Origin of the sequence: Herbaspirillum sp. LeCh32-8 (genome assembly GCF_017814915.1) — a bacterium.
In the GTDB taxonomy this organism is placed as follows: domain Bacteria; phylum Pseudomonadota; class Gammaproteobacteria; order Burkholderiales; family Burkholderiaceae_D; genus Herbaspirillum.
Window position 1 is genome coordinate 1 of the sequence record NZ_JAGIPZ010000016.1, and the last position, 18,438, is coordinate 18,438.

Sequence of the window (18,438 nt, forward strand, 5' to 3'; positions counted from 1 at the left end):
CGCTGATCGTCAGCGAGCTGGTCGCGGTGGCGGCGAAGGAAGCAGGTGCGCTGGAAGCCAGGACGACGGCGGCGATGCTGGCGCAGACGAAACGATTTTTCTTGGCAAAAAACATGTTGCTCTCCAGTGGGTTCCTGCGCTGTCCTCGCCCTGTGCGAGAACTTCTGTGTGCAGCGGGTATGGAGACACTTTAATTTTTTGGTCGCCGCGGCGGCATCCGGGGATTCCTGAAACTGTAGTCGCAAGTCATCAGGGAAAACCTGAGTTGCGGCGCAATGGCATCAATTTCAGGATGTTTCGTTTCTTGGCGCCATGTTTTCATCAATACGTGACGAGAATCGTCAGCGTATCGGTGTAACTGCCGGCCTTGACGTTCTGACTACCGGGAGCGCGGCCATAGGCGGTATAGGACTTGACGACCGGCGTCAGCACCTGCAGTAGATAGCCGTCCGAGATGTAGCCGGTGCTGGAGGTTCCGTCGCCCCAGATCGTGGTGTGCGTGGATTCGCCATAGACCTGGTAATTAAGGGTATTGGCGCCACTGAGCATCTTGCGTTGGGAATAACTACCGCTGCTGCCAGCGCTCAGCTTGACGGTATAGATCATCAGCAAGGAGAGGGTCGCCTGGCAGGTGACGGTGACAGTGGCCGTATTGTCCAGATTGCTGCTGGACTGTGGATTGTAAGTACCGAAATTCAGCGACGTGGAAGCGGCTGAACAGACCTGCGCCTGGGTCGCATTACAAGCGATTCCGAGGCTGAACGTGAGCAAAAGTGTGAAGAGCGTTTTCATGACGGCTCCGGTATCTGGCGAGTTCAGCGACACACCACGGTTTCATTGGTCATGCCGCCATCGGATCGGGCGGGCGGCGTGAGCGTTGCATGGCACTGCGAGCCCGAGGGCAGGGTGACGTCGAGCGTATTGACGGGGGCCAGTTCCTGCAGGTACGAGACGCCATCGTAGCCCACCGGGGCCTGCAAGCCGGTCTCGCGCACCTTGATCGACGAGCCCATCGGGATGTAGTTGCCGGCGGCATCCTTGAGCGTAATGGTCACGTCCGAGGCGCGCTTGGCCGTGAAGCTGACCGACACACCCGAGCGATCGCGCGGCTTCACGTACTGGTCGGTCTGGTCGAGCTGCAGCGTCAGCGGCAGGTCCAGCAGGTCGACCGAGATTTTGTTCACGTCGTAGGCGCGCAGGTCGGTCAGCAGCAATTGGCCGTTGTCGTCGGTGCGGCCGGCGTAGCGGTTCTCGGTATAGATGCCCACATTCTTTACGCCGCTGGCATTGACCACGGCGAAGCTGTCCTCGATCCAGTCGGAGGCGAACACGCCGCCATCCATCATGGCCAGCGATCCCCGCGCGCCCAGGCGCTGGCTGGAGACATTGCCGGATTGCGCGGCCGCGGCGCTGAGGCTGCCGTAGCGGCTCTTGTAGTTCAGTTGGCCCAGGCGCTGCTTATAGCTGCCTTCGGTATCCTGCAGCTGCCAGCCGATGTCGCCGATGGCGATGGTCGGGCGGCTGGCTTGTACCGTCGTCGTGCGCTGGCCGTTGTTGTTGTTCGCGCTGACCCCGCCCGCATCGCGGCCGCCGAACGGAATGATCAGGCCCACCGTGGCGCCGTAACCGCTGTTGCGGAAGTCGCGGAAGGCGGTCAGGTAGAGGTTGGAGCTGGTGCCCACCGACTTGAAATAGGTGAGGGTCACGGTCTCGCTGTCGGACAAGCCGATGGTGCCGGTGTCGCTCAACAGGATCGGGCTCTTGGTCATTGCGTAGGCCATGCTGAGCGAACCCGCGCTGCCCAGGTTGATGCCCAGGGTCGCAATCGTCGAGGAGCGCGACACGGGCGCGCCTTCGATTGCCCCAATGTCCTGGTAGCCGCGGGTGGATTGCGTGCGGGAGAGCGACAAGCTGATCGGGTCTGCATTGCGCTCGATGGCCACCGACAGCTGTTGGCCTGAGTTCGCGTCCGAGCTGCTGGCCGAGACCGCAGTGGCCAGCACCGCGCGATTGCCGAGATTGAACACACCGCCGGCGCCCAGCAGCTTGAGTCCGCGCATCGCTTCGGCGTGCGTCTCCAGGGTCAGCCAGTCGCTTATCCCGCGCCGGCCGGTGCCGGAGAGGGCGAATTCGCCATAGCTGTTGCTGCGCAGGCCGTAGTTACGGCGCACCCAGCCGCCTTCGGCCGAATAGGAGATCAGGCCCTCCTTGAGCAGACGATCGGTCGCATAGAAATTGATGGTGCGCAGCGTCTGTCGCCCCAATTCATCGGTGACGGCCACGGCCACCTGGCCGGCGCCGCTAGCAATCGGCGGCTGGCGGATCTCGAACGGACCCGGCTGCACCGGCTGCGACAATTGGCGCACGCCGTTGACGAATAGGTCCACCGTCGACGGCACCACGGTCTCGCCACCCAGCGACGGCGTCGGGAAGCGGACCAGGTCGGGGCGCAGGTTGAAGTCGGAGGCAATCTGGAAGCCGCCCATGCGTACCGAGCGGCTCCACGCCAGGCTGCCGTTGATCACGTCGCCCATGCGGTAGCGCCGCAGCGACGCCGGTTCGGAATAGGTGTAAGTGGTTTCCAGGCGCGCCGAGGCGCCGCCGCTGTTGCCCAGGTAGGCCAGCCCGGTGGAGCTGAACACGCTGCTGCCGGAGAACCAGCGGCCGTCGAACAGCCCGCCCAGCGCGTGCAGACCTTCGCTGGAGGTTGCCAGCAGGTCGTAGTTGAGCACCAGCCCGCGCCCGCCTGCAGACAGCGGGACGTTGGCAGTGCCGGCGTTGGCGTCGATGTCGGTGGTGTTCATGAAGCGTGCCGGGATGTCCAGGTTGACCTTGGCGTTGGCCTCGTCGAGCTCGATGCGCGTGGCGACGGTCGCGACCGCGACCAGGTCGTTGTCGGCGCCATCCACCTTCAGCTTCAGGCTGCGCAGCTCGGACACGGTCGTATACAGCGCCTGCTGGCGCCGCGTGAACTGCACCACCAGGTCTGTCGTACGGCCGTTGATGGACACTTCCAGCAGCAAATCCTGGCTTCCCGGTTCGGCGGCACGCACTGTGACGCTCAGGATGAACAGGGGGAGGAGGAGAAGCCAGTGCGTCAGGCGTTTCAAGGCGCCACGGTCAGTTCGGTGTCAATCGGCCCCGAGTCGCCTGTGGCAGTCATTTTGACCTTACTGCCGGCAGCCAGAGGGGTGTCGGTATCGATCAGATATTGCCGGGTGACGCCGGCAAGAGTGTAAGGATTGCCGCCGGCCGGCGCGACGATCTTCTTGCCGTTAGGCAGCGTGAAAGCAAGGTCGAGCAGGCGCGAGCGACGGTTGCCCGTGTTGCGTACGATCAGCTTGGCCGGTTTGCCGGCATGCAGGGTGTAGTCGAGCTGAATTTTTGGGGTGGCGTTGGCAGCGATGAACACCGGCATCGAGATACGGAATTTGAAGTTGATGGTCGCGCCTTCGGCAGCCGACGGGATTTCATCAATCAGCATACGAAACGCAATCTCGTTGGGGCCGGAGAGCTGCTTGGAGACGATGCGGATCACTTGCGAGGCACCCGGCGCCAGACTGAAGACCGGCGGGCTGATGATCAGGTTCTGGGTGGGTTGCAGGTCGTCCTTGCTGTCGCTCTGGTTCCACTCGAAGGCGCGCAATTGCAGCGACACGTCGTGGTTGTCGTTGTTGACGATCTTGACGACGCCGGCGGTACGCGACGAGGACAGCTCCAATACCACCGGAGCGATTTCGAAATTGGATGCGTGCGCTGCACCGCATACCCCCGCTGCGGTCAGGCAGGCTATCGGCCATACCCGGGCCAGTCTCTGAATGATGGTTCCCGTCACTGTGCGAAAACTCCGTTTTAGTTATCAGGTATCTCGATATGTTTCTAGAGTAAAACGAAATATGATTTTAGTAACGCTTTTGGTTGCACGATCACCACAAAATTTGATTGAAAGTTAATCACGCACGTGATTGGCAGTGACTCGATTATTCCAGCGCAACCGTCATCGGAAGTGAGCGTCGCCATCAAACAAAATGGCGCGCATCCTTGCGGAGCGCGCCATCTGCTGGCTGGTCAAGCTGGCGGGCGAATGACGTCAGTAGGACAGGGTGATCGCTACCACGTCGCTGTAGGCGCCGGCCTTGGAAGTTTGTCCCGCGGGGATGTAGCCGTAGACGGGAATGCTTTGGGTGGCGCCGGTGCCGGTGCCGCTGAGCGTATCGGTGCCGTTGGCGTTACCCCAGCTCTTGGTACGCGCCGAGTCCTGGTACAGCGCGTAGTTCAGAGTGGCGCTGCCATCGGTGGTAGCCAGCTTGCGCGTCGCGGTGCTGGCGCCGTTACCGGTGCCGGCGTCCAGGCTGATGGTGTAGCTGGTACCGTTGGAGCAGGTCACGCCGATCTGGGCGTTTTGCTGAATCGCGCTGGAGCTGTAGGTACCGAAGGGCAGGGCGGCGCTCTGCACGACACACTGCGCCGGGACCACCGCCGTCATCGTCAGGTTGGCATTGGACGATGCTGCGAAGCTGTCAGCGCCGAAGGTTGAAACTAATCCGGCGACAAGCATGAAAACATGTATTTTTTTCATTGTTGAAGGATGCCGTCTAGTAACAGATTGGGGTTGAGTCTATTATAGAATAAATTCGAATAAAAAAGCCGTAAGCTGCAGAGACACAACAGGCAACAAGTACAAAAAAGCGGGACGATGACGAAACTTGCTGCCTGAATGAAAACATTTGATGACAAGCGGCAATTCGGACTTGTCATCATGTCGGAATGTATTGCCACCTGAATATTTCCGACATCGGTTTGTATGCATGTACGAACCGATCACGATACGAAGCGGTTCGCTTCAGCCTTCGGTCACGATGATCGGGACGGTATCGGGCGGGCGGATTCCAATACGAAGTAGCGAAGTTGAAAAGTGTCTCGCCTGAGGCCAAGGCTGCATTATTCAGTCGACATCGGGGGTAACAAAGTAGTAAGTTCCCTGTGTGACTGGATAAGCTGCGATAACGTGCCGGAAACAGTACCGTTGTCTGGCTCTGTCCAGCCCCTCAGGGAGATTGTTGATACGCGCATGAGTCGAATGGTGTTAAGCCTTGCTGCATAAAGAAAAAATGCCGATCTTCAATAATGCCAAGCTGGCCGTCGCCAGCACGGCCATATTCTTTTTTCTGGCGCTGCTGCTGTCGATCGGCGTGGCCGTCTTTTCCTTCTACAGCGTGCGCGACTTCGAGCAGCGCGCGGTTTGGGTGCAGCACACGCATTCTGTACTCAATGTGTTGGAGGAGGCGCATTCCACCCTGCGCGACACGGTCAGCAGCGCGCGCGGCTACGCCTTGTCGGGCAACGATGAATACCGCGGCAATTTCGAGGCCGGCGTGCGCCAGTTGAATTCGCTGATGCATGAGTTGCGTAATCTGATGCGCGACAACCCCGAGCAGATGCAGCGACTCGCGGCGACTGAAGACAGGATCACGCAGCGCCTGATGATGGCGCGCGGCCTGCTGGACATGAACCAGACCACCGCCCAGGCGCGTCTGCTGGAAGGCAAGGCGTTGAGCGACGACATCCGCGCCGGTTTTGCGGAGATGAAGGGCACCGAGAACGCCTTGCTGGCCACGCGGTCGCATGAAACCGCCACCAGTGCCGACGTCACCATTCTGACCGTGCTGGGCGGCAGCCTGCTTAGCATTGCCTTGCTGGTGATGGTGTACAGCAAGCTGCGGCGGGAGATGCGGCGGCGCCAGGAGGCGCAGCAGCGTGCCCAGGCATACTCGGACGATATCGAAGACCTGTACAACAACGCACCCTGCGGCTACCACTCGGTCGATGAAACCGACAAGAAGATTATCAAGATCAACGATACCGAGCTGAAGTGGCTGGGCTATACGCGCGAGCAGGTGGTCGGCCGCTTGTCGCACACCGATCTGCTGACGCCGGAAAGCGCCGAACGGTACACGCGTGAGCTGCTGCCGCAGTTCCTGCTGCGACGTGAAATCAACGGCATCGACCTGAACTATCGTCGCGCCGACGGCACGATCTTCACCGCGCTGGTCAACGCCACCGCGATTGCGAATCAGGAGACCGGCAAGCTGGTCAGTCGCACCGTGATGTACGACATTTCGGACCGCAAGCGCGCCGAGGATGAGATCGAAGCGCTTAATGCCGACCTGAAGCGGCAGGCCTTGCACCTGCACAGTGTGAACAAGGAGCTGGAAAGCTTCTCTTACTCTGTGTCGCACGACCTGCGTGCACCGCTGCGGGCGATTTCCGGCTACGCAATGATCCTGGAAGAGGACTACGCAGACGCCATCGACGAGAAAGGGCGCGAGCAGCTGCAGGTGATTCGCCGCAACGTCAAGAAGATGGACGAGCTGATCAACGATCTGTTGAAACTGGCCAAGTCGACCACCGGCGAGCTCACGCTGGAGCGCTTCTCGATGGAAGAGCTGGTGGGACAGGTGATCGCCGGATTGCAGCAGGAGAACCCCGGCGTGCGCTTCGAGGTGCCGCTCATGGACGGCGTGGTCGCCAATCGCGGCCTGATCACTCAGGTGTGGGAAAACCTGCTCAGCAACGCCGTCAAGTTCAGCAGCAAGAGCGAGCATCCGCTGGTGCGCGTGACCATGCAGGTGAGCGACGAGGAAATTATTTACGGCGTGCACGACAATGGCGTGGGTTTCGACATGCGTTACGCCCACAAGCTGTTCGGCACCTTCCAGCGCCTGCACCGGCAGGAAGAATATGCCGGCACCGGCATCGGGTTGGCGCTGGTGCAGCGTATCGTGATCCGCCACACCGGTCGCGTCTGGGCCGAGAGCAAGCCGAAGGAAGGCGCAAGCTTCTACTTCTCGCTGCCGCGCAAGGGCCTGGTGCCGACCCTGATCGAACCGCAGTAACCGTAAGGCGGGCAGGCCGCTGGCGTCGGCCCGCATTGTTCAATGACATAACGAGAGTCAGAACCCATGAGTATTCCGCTTCGCGTGCTGTTTGTGGAGGACATGGAAGAAGATGCCGTGCTGATGGTGCGCGAGCTCAAGCGCGGCGGCTTCGAGCCGACCTGGCAACGGGTCGATGATGAGCCGGCGTTGCTGGACGCATTGCGCGAGCAGCGCTGGGATATCGTCATTTCCGATTACTCCATGCCCACCTTCAGCGGCGTCGAAGCCCTGAAGATCGTCAAGAAGGACAACGACCAGACGCCCTTCATCATCGTCTCCGGCGTGATCGGCGAGCAGACGGCGGTGGAGGTGATGAAGGCGGGCGCCCAGGACTACTTCCTCAAGAGCGCCATCACGCGCCTGCCGCACGCGGTCGACCGCGAGCTGCGCGACGCCCAGGCGCGTCGCAAGCAGCGCGCCAGCGCCCAGGCCCTGCGCGAGATGCAGGCGCGCTTCAACGCCTTCATGAACGCCGCGCCGATGCCGACCTGGATCAAGGACTCGCAGCTGCGCTACAACTACGTCAACCCGGCCCAGTCCAATTTCTTTGGCATGACCCCGGGCGACATGGACGGCCTCACCGACTTCGATCTGATGTCGACCGGCGCGGCGGACGCGTCGCAGGAGAACGACCGCAAGGTGCTGCTGGAGAAGTGCGAACTGCACACCCAGGAAACGGTGTTCGACCATAACCACAACGCGCGCATCCTCGACATCGTGCGCTTCCCGATTCACGGCGACGGCAAGGGCGACATGGTGGCCGGCCTGGCCATCGACGTCACCGAGCGCGAACAGTCGCGGCGCGAACTGGAGCTGGCGATTCAGCGCCAGCAGCTGTTGTCTTCGCGCGTGATCGAGGTGCAGGAGCGCGAGCGCCAGCACCTGGCGCGCGGCCTGCACGATGACGTCGGCCAGTCGCTGACGGCGCTGAAGATCAATCTCGAAACCATCAAGAAACTCGGTACGCTGGAAGGCCCGTCGCTGCAGAACGGTATCGACATCGTCACCGCGGTGCTGGCCCAGGTGCGCAGCCTGTCGCTGGACCTGCGTCCGCCGCAGCTGGATAACCTCGGCCTGATCGCCGCGCTGCGTTCCTACGTCGAGCAGAAGTCCAAGCTGGCCAACGTCAACGGCTGGTTCGAGAGCAGCGGCGTGGACGGCGAGCTGCATCACGACATCGAGAACACGGCCTTCCGTATCGTGCAGGAGGCTGTCACCAACATCCTGCGCCACGCCAAGTGCCAGAACATCTGGGTCAAGATCGAGCGCAAGCAGGAGCAGGTCTATCTCAGCATCCGCGACGACGGCAAGGGTTTCGACCTTGAACGCGCGCGCAGCAACGCCATTTCAGGCACCAGCTTCGGCATCCTCAATATGGAGGAGCGCGCGGTGCTGGTGGGTGGTTCCATGGATATTTCATCAGCGCCCGGCGAGGGGACGGAAATCGTCATGCACTTGCCGGTCGCACCTATCGTAAGGAGGATTTGACCATGTTGACCCGAATCATGCTTGCGGACGATCACGCCCTGGTGCGCAGCGGCATCAAGGCCTTGCTCGCCGCCATGCAAGGCGTGGAAGTGGTGGGCGAGGCGTCCGACGGCGCGGAGGTGATCGAGATGATCGGCCAGTTGAAGCCCGACCTGGTGGTGATGGACATCGCCATGAAAGGCATGAACGGGCTGGAGGCGCTGCGTCGCCTGCGCGGCGACTATCCGACCACGCGCTTCCTGATGCTGTCGATGTACGGCAGCGAGGAGTACGTGATGCAAGCCTTGAACGCCGGCGCCAACGGCTATCTGTTCAAGGACTCAGCCGCCACCGAACTGGAGAAGGCGCTCTACGAGGTCAAGCACGGCCGGCAATATCTGGACTCGCACATCTCGCGCGAGGCGCTGGACAACTATATGAAGCGCGTGGCGCAAAACGGCACCCCGGTGGAAGTGTTGACGCCGCGGCAACGCGAGATCCTGCAGCTGATCGCCGAAGGCAACAACACCAAGGAAATCGCCTACCAGTTGAACGTCAGCGCCAAGACCATCGAGACCCACCGCGCGCAGCTGATGGAGCGCCTCGATATCCGCGACGTGCCGGGCCTGGTGCGCTACGCGATTCGCACCGGCATTGCCACGCCGGACAAGTAAGCCTGCAACCACCAACGCGAAGCTGATGCAATAGCAACAGAAGCGGCGCGCAAACGAGGTAAAAGATTCCTGCGGGCAGCATTTCAGAGGCTTTTCATGGTCTTCAGGAAAATTCTGATTTCTTTTAAAAGTGCCTGTGCAATAATCGCCACACAGTGCTGAAATCGGCGTCGGTACTGGTTTTCAAGCGGATCGCCGATGTTGGACAACATTGCTGACGGCAAGTATGGCGTGAACATCAGTGCAGGGCGGAGCGATCCGTTTGTGCGAAGGGCGCGATGCGATGCAGAGGGGCGATCGGATACGTGGTCAAACCGGCAACAATAGTTCCAGCTTGAAACTTACTGAATGAAGAAAGCGATCCTTATATGGATATCGAGCAATATGACATCATCCTCGTCGACGACAGCCCGGAAGTGGCCGAGTTGACCCGCCTGGCGCTGGGTACCCGCAAGCTTGCGGACAACATGACCTGGTTTGCCGACGCGGAACTGGCGGAGGAATTCTTCTTCCAGGGCGGATATGCGGATCGCAAGGACTTGCATCCCTACCTGATCCTGCTGGATCTGAACCTGCCGCTGATGAGCGGCCACGACTTCCTGAAGATCATCAAGTCGAATGCCGCGACCTCGCACATTCCGGTGGTGATGTTCTCGTCCTCAGATGACCAGCGCGACATCGATCACAGCTATGAGCTGGGCGCCAACGGCTACGTCGTGAAGTGCACCGATCCCAAGGAATTCATGGGCACGGTCGCCGACACCGGCGTCTACTGGCTCAACCGGAATCGTCCGGCGCGCGGCGGCGAAGGCCCGCAACCGGGACGTCTGGCCACCGGGCAATAAGCCGCGACCAATAAAAAAAGCTGCCTCAGGCAGCTTTTTTTACCTCCATCGTCTTCGACGTCGCCATCATCGGCGGCGGCAATCAGGCGTGGAATTGGCGCAGGCCATCCAAGTCATTGATGGTGATGCTGCCGTAATCCACCTTCAGTAGGCCTGCCTTCTCCAGCACCTGCAGCGCCTGGTTGGCGCGCTGGCGCGAGGTGCCGGACAGGTTGCCGACTTCCTCCTGGGAAATCTGCAGGTTCAGGCCGATGCCCGGGTTCAGGTAGGGATTGAACAGTGCCGCCAGGCAGCGCGCCACGCGCGCATCGGGCTCCAGCATGCGGTCGTATTCCACCAGCGAAATGAACAGGCCCAGGCGCTCGTTCAACTGCGTCACCAGGAAACGGTTGAAGGGAATGCTGTTGTCCAGCAACCAGGTGTAGGTGGCCTTGGGCATGTAGATCAGCTCGCTCTCGCGCAGCGCCACCACGTCGTACTTGCGCGGCTCGTCCTTGAGCAGCGAGCCTTCGCCCAGCCAGCCGCCGTTGGCCATGCCGGCGAACGACACGGTCTTGCCCTCGGGCGAGACGCTGCTCATCTTCAGCAGGCCTTCGTGCACGCCGATCCAATGCGTCACCGGATCGCCCTTGCGGCACACGTAACCGCCGGCGGGGATCTTGCGGCTGAAGACTTCGGACTCGACCCGGGCCAGCTGATCTTCCGTCAGCGCTTGCGCCCAGATGCTTTTCTTCAGCATGCTTCTTATTGATGTCTCCATGATGATGCGTCGCAATATCGAAAGTTTGACAATTGTCGGTGAGATGACATCCGCACGCAACCACAGACACTACTATCATCGCAAAAAAGCAGTCATGAAAAAGACAGGACGGCTGGCACGCGAAGCGACATCGCAGCAAGCGTAAGAGCGACGTAAGCAACGCGGCACAGACTGATCCGACACCGGATACTTCCGCATCACGGAAGCATCCTCCGAGCCTACAAAAAGAAGGTGGGAAGATGGTGGAGACGAGACACGACACGGAAGCGGCGACGTTTCCGCGGCTGCTGCTGGCGCACGCTCAGACACGAGGGCAACGCGCCGCCTTCCGCGAGAAGGACCTTGGCATCTGGCAAGCCACGACCTGGCAACAGGTGGCCGACGAAGTGCGGGCATTCGCCTGCGGCCTGGCCGCGCTGGGATTCAAGCGCGGCATGAGCCTGGCCATCATCGGCAACAACTGCCCGCGGCTTTACTGGGCGATGTCGGCCGCGCAGGCGCTGGGCGGCATGCCGGTGCCGCTGTACCAGGACGCGCCGGCCGCCGACATGGCCTATGTGCTGACCGACGCCAACGTCGACTTCGTGATGGCCGAAGACCAGGAGCAGGTCGACAAGGTCTTCGAGATCAAGGAAAACCTGCCGCGCATTGCCCACGTCATCTACGACGACGAGCGCGGCATGCGCAACTACCACCAGCCCGAGCTGCTGTCGTTTGCGCGGGTGCAGGAGCTGGGGCGCGACTACGACCGCCGGCATCCCGATTTCTTCATGAACGAGGTCAATGCCGGCACGCCGGACGACGTCGCCATCATCCTCTACACCTCCGGCACCACCGGCAAGCCCAAGGGCGTGTGCCACTCGCACCGCGCCATGGTCACCACCGCGCGCACGCTGGTGGAGTTCGACCATCTGGACGAGGACGACGACATCCTCTGCTACCTGCCGCTGGCCTGGGTGGGTGACTTCCTCTATTCGTTCGCGCAGCAGCACGTGGCGGGCTTCTGCCTGAACTGCCCGGAGTCGCCCAACACCGTAATGAGCGATTTGCGCGAGATCGGCCCGACCTACTATTTCGCGCCGCCGCGCATCTATGAAAACATCCTCACCCAGGTGATGATCCGCATCGAGGACGCCGGATGGATCAAGCGCAAGATGTTCCACGGCTTCATGCGCGTGGCGCGCCGCGTGGGCATGCGCATCCTCGACAAGAAGCCCGGCGTGTCGGCGCTCGATCGCCTGCAATATGCGCTGGGCAACCTGCTGGTCTACGGCCCGCTGAAGAACGTGCTGGGCATGTCGCGCCTGCGTGTGGCCTATACCGGCGGCGAGGCCATCGGCCCTGACCTGTTCGACTTCTACCGTTCCATGGGCATCAACCTGAAGCAGCTCTACGGCATGACCGAGACCTGCGTCACGGTGTGCATGCAGCCTTCGGGTGACGTCAAGCTCGACAGCGTCGGCCGTCCGATGAAAGGCGTGGAAGTACGCATCGACGCCAACGGCGAAGTGCTGGTGCGCTCGCCCGGCCTGATGAAGGAATACTTCAAGCGCCCCGACGCCACCGCCGAGGCCATCGACGCCGACGGCTACTTCCACACCGGCGACGCCGGCTTCTTCGACAGCGACGGCCACCTGAAGATCATCGACCGCGCCAAGGATGTCGGCAAGATGGCGTGCGGCAGCATGTTCGCGCCGAAGTACATCGAGAACAAGCTGAAGTTCTTCCCCTTCGTCAAGGAGGCGGTCACCTTCGGCAACGGCCGCGCGCAGTGCATGGCCTTCATCAACATCGACATGGACGCGGTCGGCAACTGGGCCGAGCGGCGCAACCTGCCGTACAGCGGCTATACCGATCTGGCCTCCAATCCGGCGGTGTACGAGCTGGTGCGCGAGTGTGTGGAAAAGGTGAACGCCGACCTGGTGGCCGATCCGCTGCTGGCCGATTCACAGATCCATCGCTTCCTGATCCTGCACAAGGAGCTCGACCCGGACGACGAGGAGCTGACCCGCACCCGCAAGGTACGGCGTGGTTTCATCGCCGACAAATATGCGGTGCTGATCGATGCCTTGTATGACGGCAAGAGCAACCAGTACATCGAGACGCAGGTGAAGTTCGAGGATGGCCGCCAGGGCATGATCTCGGCCGACCTGAAGATCGCCGAAGCCAGGACCTTCGGTGCGCTCAAGAGCGCGGCCTGAGCAGTTCGCAGTCTCCGCCCGGGCAGCATCCGGCCACCAGCGCAACAGCATCCAGACCATCGCTGAATGAACACGACCATGAAACGACACATGAGCGCAGAAATCATCCCCTCCGGGATGCCGCCCGTAGCGAGTCCCGATTTCAGTCAGGACCCGGCAGCGCCGGCCATGACTGCCAGCGGCCGCCGCATCGGCGAGGTGATTCTCGACCTGCAAAACATCTCGCTGTCCTTCGGCGGGGTGAAGGCGCTGACCGATATTTCCTTCAACGTGAAGGAGCACGAGATCCGCGCCATCATCGGCCCCAACGGCGCCGGCAAGAGCTCGATGATCAATGTCATCAACGGCGTCTACCACCCGCAAAAGGGCAGCATCGTCTATCGCGGCGAGCAGCGGCGCGGCATGCATCCCAGCGCCATCGCGCGCCAGGGCATCGCGCGCACCTTCCAGAACATCGCGTTGTTCAAGGGCATGACCGTGCTCGACAACATCATGACCGGGCGCAACACCAAGATGCGTTCCGGCCTGCTTTCCAACGCGATGTGGTGGGGCGCGGCGCGGCGCGAGGAGATGGAGCATCGCCACAAGGTGGAGGAGGTGATCGACTTCCTCGAGATCCAGCACATCCGCAAGACGCCGGTGGGACGTCTTCCCTACGGCCTGCAAAAGCGCGTCGAGCTGGCGCGTGCGCTGGCGGCCGAACCTGGCATGCTGCTGCTGGACGAGCCGATGGCTGGCATGAACGTGGAAGAGAAGCAGGACATGTGCCGCTTCATCCTCGATGTGAACGACCAGTTCGGCACCACCATCGTGCTGATCGAGCACGATATGGGGGTGGTGATGGACATCTCCGACCGCGTGGTGGTGCTGGACTACGGCAAGAAGATCGGCGACGGCACGCCCGACGAAGTGATGAACAACGAAGACGTGATCAAGGCCTACCTGGGCACCTCGCACTGAGCCGGGCACGCCGGAGGCGACAACAAGAACAACAAGAACCACGCAGCAAGGAGACGACATGCAATTCTTTTTCGAAGTGACCCTGAGCGGACTGCTTTCAGGGCTCATGTATTCGCTGGTGGCGCTGGGCTTCGTGCTGATCTACAAAGCCTCGGGCGTGTTCAATTTCGCGCAGGGCGCGATGGTCTACTTCGCCGCGCTGGCGGTGGTGGGGCTGATGGAGAAGGGCATGCCGATGTGGGCGGCCATCATCGGCGCCTTCATGGTGATGATCCTGGTGGGCCTGGCGACCGAGCGCTTCGTGCTGCGCAAGCTGGTGAACCAGCCGCCGATCACGCTATTCATGGCCACCATCGGCCTGACCTTTTTCCTGGAAGGACTGGGCCCCTTGCTGTTCGGCAGCGAGGTGCGGCCGATCGACCTGGGCATCGTCGACGAACCCATCATGTCGGTGATGGACAGCATCGGCATCGGCATCTCCAAGTTCGACCTGTTCGCCTCCGGCATGGTGGTGGCGCTGGTGGCGGCGCTGGCGCTGTTCTTCCAGAAGACCAAGGTCGGCCGCGCGCTGCGCGCCGTGGCCGATGATCACCAGGCCGCGCTGTCGCTGGGCATTCCGCTGCAGCATATCTGGGCCGTGGTGTGGGGCGTGGCCGGCTTCGTGGCGCTGATCGCCGGCTTGCTCTGGGGCTCGCGCAACGGCGTGCAGTTCGCGCTCACCATGACTGCGCTGAAGGCCCTGCCGGTGCTGATCCTGGGCGGTTTCACCTCGATCCCGGGTGCGATCGTCGGCGGCCTCATCATCGGCGCCTCCGAGAAGCTGGCCGAGATCTATATCCCGCCCGTAATGCAGGACGCCTTCGGCGGCAACTTCGGCGGCATCGAGGGCTGGTTCCCGTATGTGTTTGCGCTGTTGTTCTTGCTGGTGCGGCCGGAAGGCTTGTTCGGCGAGCGGCATATCGACCGCGTTTGAGCGGGGATGGGTTGCCGTTCCTGCGTGCGAAAGCAGGAACCCGGTGGCGTAGGTGATGCACCACCGGAAGTTGAACGACGCTCGGTCTCTGCTTTCGCAGGGACGACAGGCGGTCTGGCAAGCCGACGACCGAGGCAGTAATAAGGTAGTACCCAGATTGGAGAGCCACCATGCTGTACCGTGAAGCAGGACAATTCAAGACAAGCTATATCGCCGACAGCCAGATCTTTCCGATCCGCCAGGATCGTATCGTCTTCGCGCTGTTCATGGCCTTCGCCTTCCTCGGCGTGCCGCTGCTGGGCAGCGAATACTGGTTCTCTGCGATCCTGATCCCGTTTCTGGTGTTCGCGCTGGCGGCGCTGGGGCTGAACATCCTGACCGGTTACGCCGGCCAGCTGTCGCTCGGCTCGGCCGCGTTTATGGCGGTGGGCGCGTATGCGGCCTATAACTTCCAGCTGCGCGTGGAGGGCATTCCCATCTTGCTGACCTTCATCCTGGCCGGCGGCTGCGCCGCATTGGTGGGGGTGGTGTTCGGCCTGCCGTCGCTGCGTATCAAGGGCTTCTACCTGGCGGTGGCGACGCTGGCCGCGCAGTTCTTCGTGGTGTGGGCGCTGACCAAGTTTCCCTGGTTCTCCAACAACAGTTCCTCGGGCGTGATCAGCACGCCCAAGATCGACCTGTTTGGTCTGGCCATCGACACGCCGGTGAAGAAATACCTGTTCGTGCTGGCCATCGTGTGCGTCATGGCGCTGCTGGCCAAGAACCTGGTGCGCTCTTCCACCGGCCGCGCCTGGATGGCGGTGCGCGACATGGACGTGGCGGCCGAGGTGATCGGCATCCCGCTGATGCGCACCAAGCTGGCCGCCTTCGCCGTGAGCTCGTTCTTCTGCGGCGTGGCCGGCGCGTTGTATGCGTTCTGCTACCTGGGCTCGGTGGAGCCGGACGGCTTCTCGCTGGACCTGTCCTTCCGCATCCTGTTCATGATCATCATCGGCGGCGTGGGCAGCATCCTCGGTTCCTTCCTCGGTTCTGCCTTCATCCTGCTGCTGCCGATCTTCCTGGACAACGTCCTGCCGCCGCTGGCCGCGCTGCTGCACCTGCCGTTCACCAATGCCACCGTGTCGCACATCCAGTTGATGGTGTTCGGCGCGCTGATCATCTTCTTCCTGATCGTCGAGCCGCATGGCCTGGCGCGCTTGTGGCAGATCGCCAAGGAGAAGCTGCGGCTGTGGCCGTTCCCGCACTGAGCGGCGTCGACAGATTTCATGAGTTGCAAGAGCCGGTACGCCGGCGACGTATAGGTCGGACACATAAGTCGGACACGACAACACAAGAGGAGACGAGACCATGAAGCGTATCAAATACCTGATGCTGGCCGCAGCCTGCGCCGCCGGCCTGCTGTCCTCCGCGATACCCGCGGCGGCGCAGAGCAACGAGCAGTTCATCGCCATTCCCAGCTACCGGGTCGGCCCTTACGGCACCAACGGCCAGTCCTACTACGGCGGCTACGTGGACTACCTGAACTACGTCAACCTGAAGGACGGCGGCGTCAACGGCGTCAAGCTGTCGTGGGAAGAGTGCGAGACCGAGTACAACAACGCCAAGGGCGTCGAGTGCTACGAGCGCATGAAGAACAAGAACACCGTGACCAAGGGCACCGCCATCAATCCGATGGCCACCGGCATCTCCTATGCGCTGATCGACAAGACCGCGGAAGACAAGGTGCCGCTGCTGATGATCGGCTACGGCCGCACCGACGCGGTGGACGGCTCGGTATTTCCGTACGCCTTCCCGCTGGTGACGACTTACCAGATGCAGGTCTCGGCCATCGTCAAGTATCTCGCCGGCAAGAACGGCGGCTCGCTGGCCGGCAAGAAGATCGTGTTCCTGTACCACGACTCTGCCTACGGCAAGGAGCCCATCGTGGCGCTGCAGGCCGAGTCTTCCATCGGCAAGTTCAAGCTGGTGGAAATCCCGGTGGCGCACCCCGGCAACGAGCAGGGCGCGCAATGGCTGCGCATCCGCCAGGAGAATCCAGACTACGTGATCTTCTGGGGCTGGGGCGTGATGAACCAGACCGCGCTGAAGGCGGCGCAGAAGGTCGGCTTCGCGCGCGACAAGATCGTCGGCTCCTGGTGGGCCGGTTCGGAAGAGGACACCATCCCCGCGGGTGACGCCGCCAAGGGCTACCTGTCGGCCACCTGGAACGTGGCCGGCCGCGACGTGCCGGTGATCGCCGACATCGACAAGGTGGTCTACGGCGCAGGCAAGGGCAATATGCAGGACAAGAACAAGGTGGGCTCGGTGCTCTATAACCGCGGCGTGTCGGCGGCGATCGCCACCGTCGAGGGTGTGCGCACCGCGCAGGCCAAGTTCGGCAAAGGCAAGGTCATGAGCGGCGAGCAGGTGCGCTGGGGCCTGGAGAACCTGAACATCAATAACGCCCGCCTGCAGCAACTGGGCGCGACCGGCCTGCTGCCGGAGATCAAGACCTCCTGCGAAAACCATGAGGGCTCGGGCATGGTGAAGATCCAGCAATGGGACGGCAGCAAGTGGGTGCTGGTGTCTGACTGGATCGAGGGCAACAAGAACCTGATCCACCCGCTGTTCAAAGCCTCCGCTGCCAAATACGCAAAAGAAAAAGGCATTACTCCTGCCTGCATGAAGTAGGCGCTTGCGCCGGCGGTCTTGCACGTCTCCCAACGGCCGCCGGCGCTTTTTTTGATGGCGAACAGAACATGAGCACTGCGATGAACACTGCGACGAATATTGCGATCGATACGGCAGCAATCAGCAACGCACCGGTCGCGACCGCGCTGTCGATCAACAATATCGAGGTCATCTACGACCACGTGATCCTGGTCTTGAAGGGGGTGTCGCTGGACGTGCCCGAAGGCAAGATCGTGGCGCTCCTGGGCGCCAACGGCGCCGGCAAGAGCACCACCCTGAAGGCCATCTCCAACCTGTTGCGCGCCGAACGCGGCGACGTCACCAAGGGCAGCATCGAGTTTCGCGGCGAGCGGGTCGACAGCATGACGCCCAATGACCTGGTCAAGCGCGGCGTGATTCAGGTAATGGAAGGACGACACTGCTTCGGCCACCTGACGGTGGAAGAGAACCTGCTGACCGGCGCCTACACGCGCGGCATCAGCAACGCCGAGGTGAAGCACGAGCTGGAAAAGATCTACGATTATTTTCCGCGCCTGAAGGTGCGGCGCAAGTCGCAGTCGGGCTACACCTCCGGCGGCGAGCAGCAGATGACGGCGATCGGCCGCGCCATGATGGCCAAGCCCTCGATGATCCTGCTGGACGAGCCCTCGATGGGGCTGGCGCCGCAGATCGTCGAAGAGATCTTCGAGATCGTCAAGGACTTGAACACCAAGGAAAAGGTGTCTTTCCTGCTGGCCGAGCAGAACACCATGGTGGCGCTGCGCTACGCCGACTTCGGCTACATCCTGGAGAACGGCCGGGTCGTGATGGAAGGCGCGGCGCAGGAGCTGTCGGATAACGAGGATGTCAAGGAGTTCTACCTCGGCGTCTCGGCCGCCGGCCGCAAGAACTTCCGCGACATGAAGTTCTATCGCCGCCGCAAGCGCTGGCTGGCCTGAGGCGAGGGGACA

The 18,438-nt window shown here is 61.8% G+C and carries 15 protein-coding genes; 10 read left to right on the forward strand and 5 right to left on the reverse strand.

Translation table 11 applies throughout. The features are described 5' to 3' along the window. Positions 1–321 precede the first annotated feature (321 nt). The 4 genes from J8I26_RS20550 to J8I26_RS20565 all read right to left on the reverse strand — a co-directional run bounded on the left by J8I26_RS20550 (position 322) and on the right by J8I26_RS20565 (position 4,558). The gene (locus J8I26_RS20550) at positions 322–792 is read right to left on the reverse strand and encodes a spore coat U domain-containing protein (protein WP_209608976.1); all 471 of its coding nucleotides are present in this window, start codon (positions 790–792) and stop codon (positions 322–324) included. Positions 793–815: 23 nt separating this feature from the next. Then, the gene (locus tag J8I26_RS20555; RefSeq protein ID WP_348635350.1) at positions 816–3,053 is read right to left on the reverse strand and encodes a fimbria/pilus outer membrane usher protein; all 2,238 of its coding nucleotides are present in this window, start codon (positions 3,051–3,053) and stop codon (positions 816–818) included. Positions 3,054–3,106: 53 nt separating this feature from the next. Next, positions 3,107–3,835, reverse strand: coding sequence for a fimbria/pilus periplasmic chaperone (locus tag J8I26_RS20560; RefSeq protein ID WP_348635351.1), 729 nt, complete (start codon positions 3,833–3,835; stop codon positions 3,107–3,109). 255 nt (positions 3,836–4,090) lie between these two features. Beyond that, a complete protein-coding gene (locus tag J8I26_RS20565) occupies positions 4,091–4,558 on the reverse strand; it encodes a spore coat U domain-containing protein (RefSeq protein ID WP_245200432.1) in 468 nt (155 codons plus the stop codon). 553 nt (positions 4,559–5,111) lie between these two features. Here J8I26_RS20565 and J8I26_RS20570 point away from each other — a divergent pair. From J8I26_RS20570 to J8I26_RS20585, 4 genes are all read left to right on the forward strand, one after another. Beyond that, on the forward strand, positions 5,112–6,896 hold the full coding sequence (locus tag J8I26_RS20570; RefSeq protein WP_209608979.1) for a CHASE3 domain-containing protein: 1,785 nt from the start codon (positions 5,112–5,114) through the stop codon (positions 6,894–6,896). A gap of 66 nt (positions 6,897–6,962) precedes the next feature. After that, positions 6,963–8,426, forward strand: a complete 1,464-nt coding sequence (locus tag J8I26_RS20575; RefSeq protein WP_209608980.1) for an ATP-binding protein — start codon at positions 6,963–6,965, stop codon at positions 8,424–8,426. Positions 8,427–8,428: 2 nt separating this feature from the next. Continuing rightward, a complete protein-coding gene (locus tag J8I26_RS20580) occupies positions 8,429–9,079 on the forward strand; it encodes a response regulator transcription factor (RefSeq protein WP_209608981.1) in 651 nt (216 codons plus the stop codon). 368 nt (positions 9,080–9,447) lie between these two features. Beyond that, positions 9,448–9,924: a response regulator gene (locus J8I26_RS20585; RefSeq protein WP_209608982.1), complete on the forward strand. Its 477-nt coding sequence runs from the start codon at positions 9,448–9,450 to the stop codon at positions 9,922–9,924. 82 nt (positions 9,925–10,006) lie between these two features. Here J8I26_RS20585 and J8I26_RS20590 read toward each other — a convergent pair whose 3' ends face one another. Then, positions 10,007–10,663: a Crp/Fnr family transcriptional regulator gene (locus J8I26_RS20590; RefSeq protein ID WP_245200433.1), complete on the reverse strand. Its 657-nt coding sequence runs from the start codon at positions 10,661–10,663 to the stop codon at positions 10,007–10,009. A gap of 260 nt (positions 10,664–10,923) precedes the next feature. Here J8I26_RS20590 and J8I26_RS20595 point away from each other — a divergent pair, with 260 nt between their 5' ends. The 6 genes from J8I26_RS20595 to J8I26_RS20620 all read left to right on the forward strand — a co-directional run bounded on the left by J8I26_RS20595 (position 10,924) and on the right by J8I26_RS20620 (position 18,426). Then, positions 10,924–12,885, forward strand: coding sequence for an AMP-binding protein (locus J8I26_RS20595; protein WP_209608984.1), 1,962 nt, complete (start codon positions 10,924–10,926; stop codon positions 12,883–12,885). 66 nt (positions 12,886–12,951) lie between these two features. Next, entirely contained in the window at positions 12,952–13,845 is an 894-nt protein-coding gene (locus J8I26_RS20600) for an ABC transporter ATP-binding protein (RefSeq protein WP_209608985.1), read from the forward strand. 58 nt (positions 13,846–13,903) lie between these two features. Then, the gene (locus tag J8I26_RS20605) at positions 13,904–14,818 is read left to right on the forward strand and encodes a branched-chain amino acid ABC transporter permease (RefSeq protein ID WP_209608986.1); all 915 of its coding nucleotides are present in this window, start codon (positions 13,904–13,906) and stop codon (positions 14,816–14,818) included. Between the two features lie 170 nt (positions 14,819–14,988). Further along, a complete protein-coding gene (locus tag J8I26_RS20610) occupies positions 14,989–16,065 on the forward strand; it encodes a branched-chain amino acid ABC transporter permease (protein WP_209608987.1) in 1,077 nt (358 codons plus the stop codon). A 100-nt stretch (positions 16,066–16,165) separates the two neighbouring features. Then, positions 16,166–17,488 carry an ABC transporter substrate-binding protein gene (locus J8I26_RS20615; protein ID WP_209608988.1) on the forward strand — a complete coding sequence of 441 codons (1,323 nt, stop codon included), beginning with the start codon at positions 16,166–16,168 and terminating at the stop codon, positions 17,486–17,488. Between the two features lie 80 nt (positions 17,489–17,568). Next, entirely contained in the window at positions 17,569–18,426 is an 858-nt protein-coding gene (locus tag J8I26_RS20620; protein WP_245200434.1) for an ABC transporter ATP-binding protein, read from the forward strand. Positions 18,427–18,438: the final 12 nt, after the last annotated feature.

Excerpts from the sequence above, each read along its gene's own strand:
- J8I26_RS20580 (WP_209608981.1), top strand. The coding sequence starts at position 8,429 with ATGTTGACCCGAATCATGCTTGCGGACGATCACGCCCTGGTGCGCAGC.
- J8I26_RS20575 (WP_209608980.1), top strand. The coding sequence starts at position 6,963 with ATGAGTATTCCGCTTCGCGTGCTGTTTGTGGAGGACATGGAAGAAGAT.
- J8I26_RS20600 (WP_209608985.1), top strand. The coding sequence starts at position 12,952 with ATGAACACGACCATGAAACGACACATGAGCGCAGAAATCATCCCCTCC.
- J8I26_RS20590 (WP_245200433.1), bottom strand. The coding sequence starts at position 10,663 with ATGCTGAAGAAAAGCATCTGGGCGCAAGCGCTGACGGAAGATCAGCTG.
- J8I26_RS20570 (WP_209608979.1), top strand. The coding sequence starts at position 5,112 with ATGCCGATCTTCAATAATGCCAAGCTGGCCGTCGCCAGCACGGCCATA.
- J8I26_RS20565 (WP_245200432.1), bottom strand. The coding sequence starts at position 4,558 with ATGCTTGTCGCCGGATTAGTTTCAACCTTCGGCGCTGACAGCTTCGCA.
- J8I26_RS20595 (WP_209608984.1), top strand. The coding sequence starts at position 10,924 with ATGGTGGAGACGAGACACGACACGGAAGCGGCGACGTTTCCGCGGCTG.
- J8I26_RS20550 (WP_209608976.1), bottom strand. The coding sequence starts at position 792 with ATGAAAACGCTCTTCACACTTTTGCTCACGTTCAGCCTCGGAATCGCT.
- J8I26_RS20605 (WP_209608986.1), top strand. The coding sequence starts at position 13,904 with ATGCAATTCTTTTTCGAAGTGACCCTGAGCGGACTGCTTTCAGGGCTC.
- J8I26_RS20610 (WP_209608987.1), top strand. The coding sequence starts at position 14,989 with ATGCTGTACCGTGAAGCAGGACAATTCAAGACAAGCTATATCGCCGAC.
- J8I26_RS20620 (WP_245200434.1), top strand. The coding sequence starts at position 17,569 with ATGAACACTGCGACGAATATTGCGATCGATACGGCAGCAATCAGCAAC.
- J8I26_RS20615 (WP_209608988.1), top strand. The coding sequence starts at position 16,166 with ATGAAGCGTATCAAATACCTGATGCTGGCCGCAGCCTGCGCCGCCGGC.
- J8I26_RS20585 (WP_209608982.1), top strand. The coding sequence starts at position 9,448 with ATGGATATCGAGCAATATGACATCATCCTCGTCGACGACAGCCCGGAA.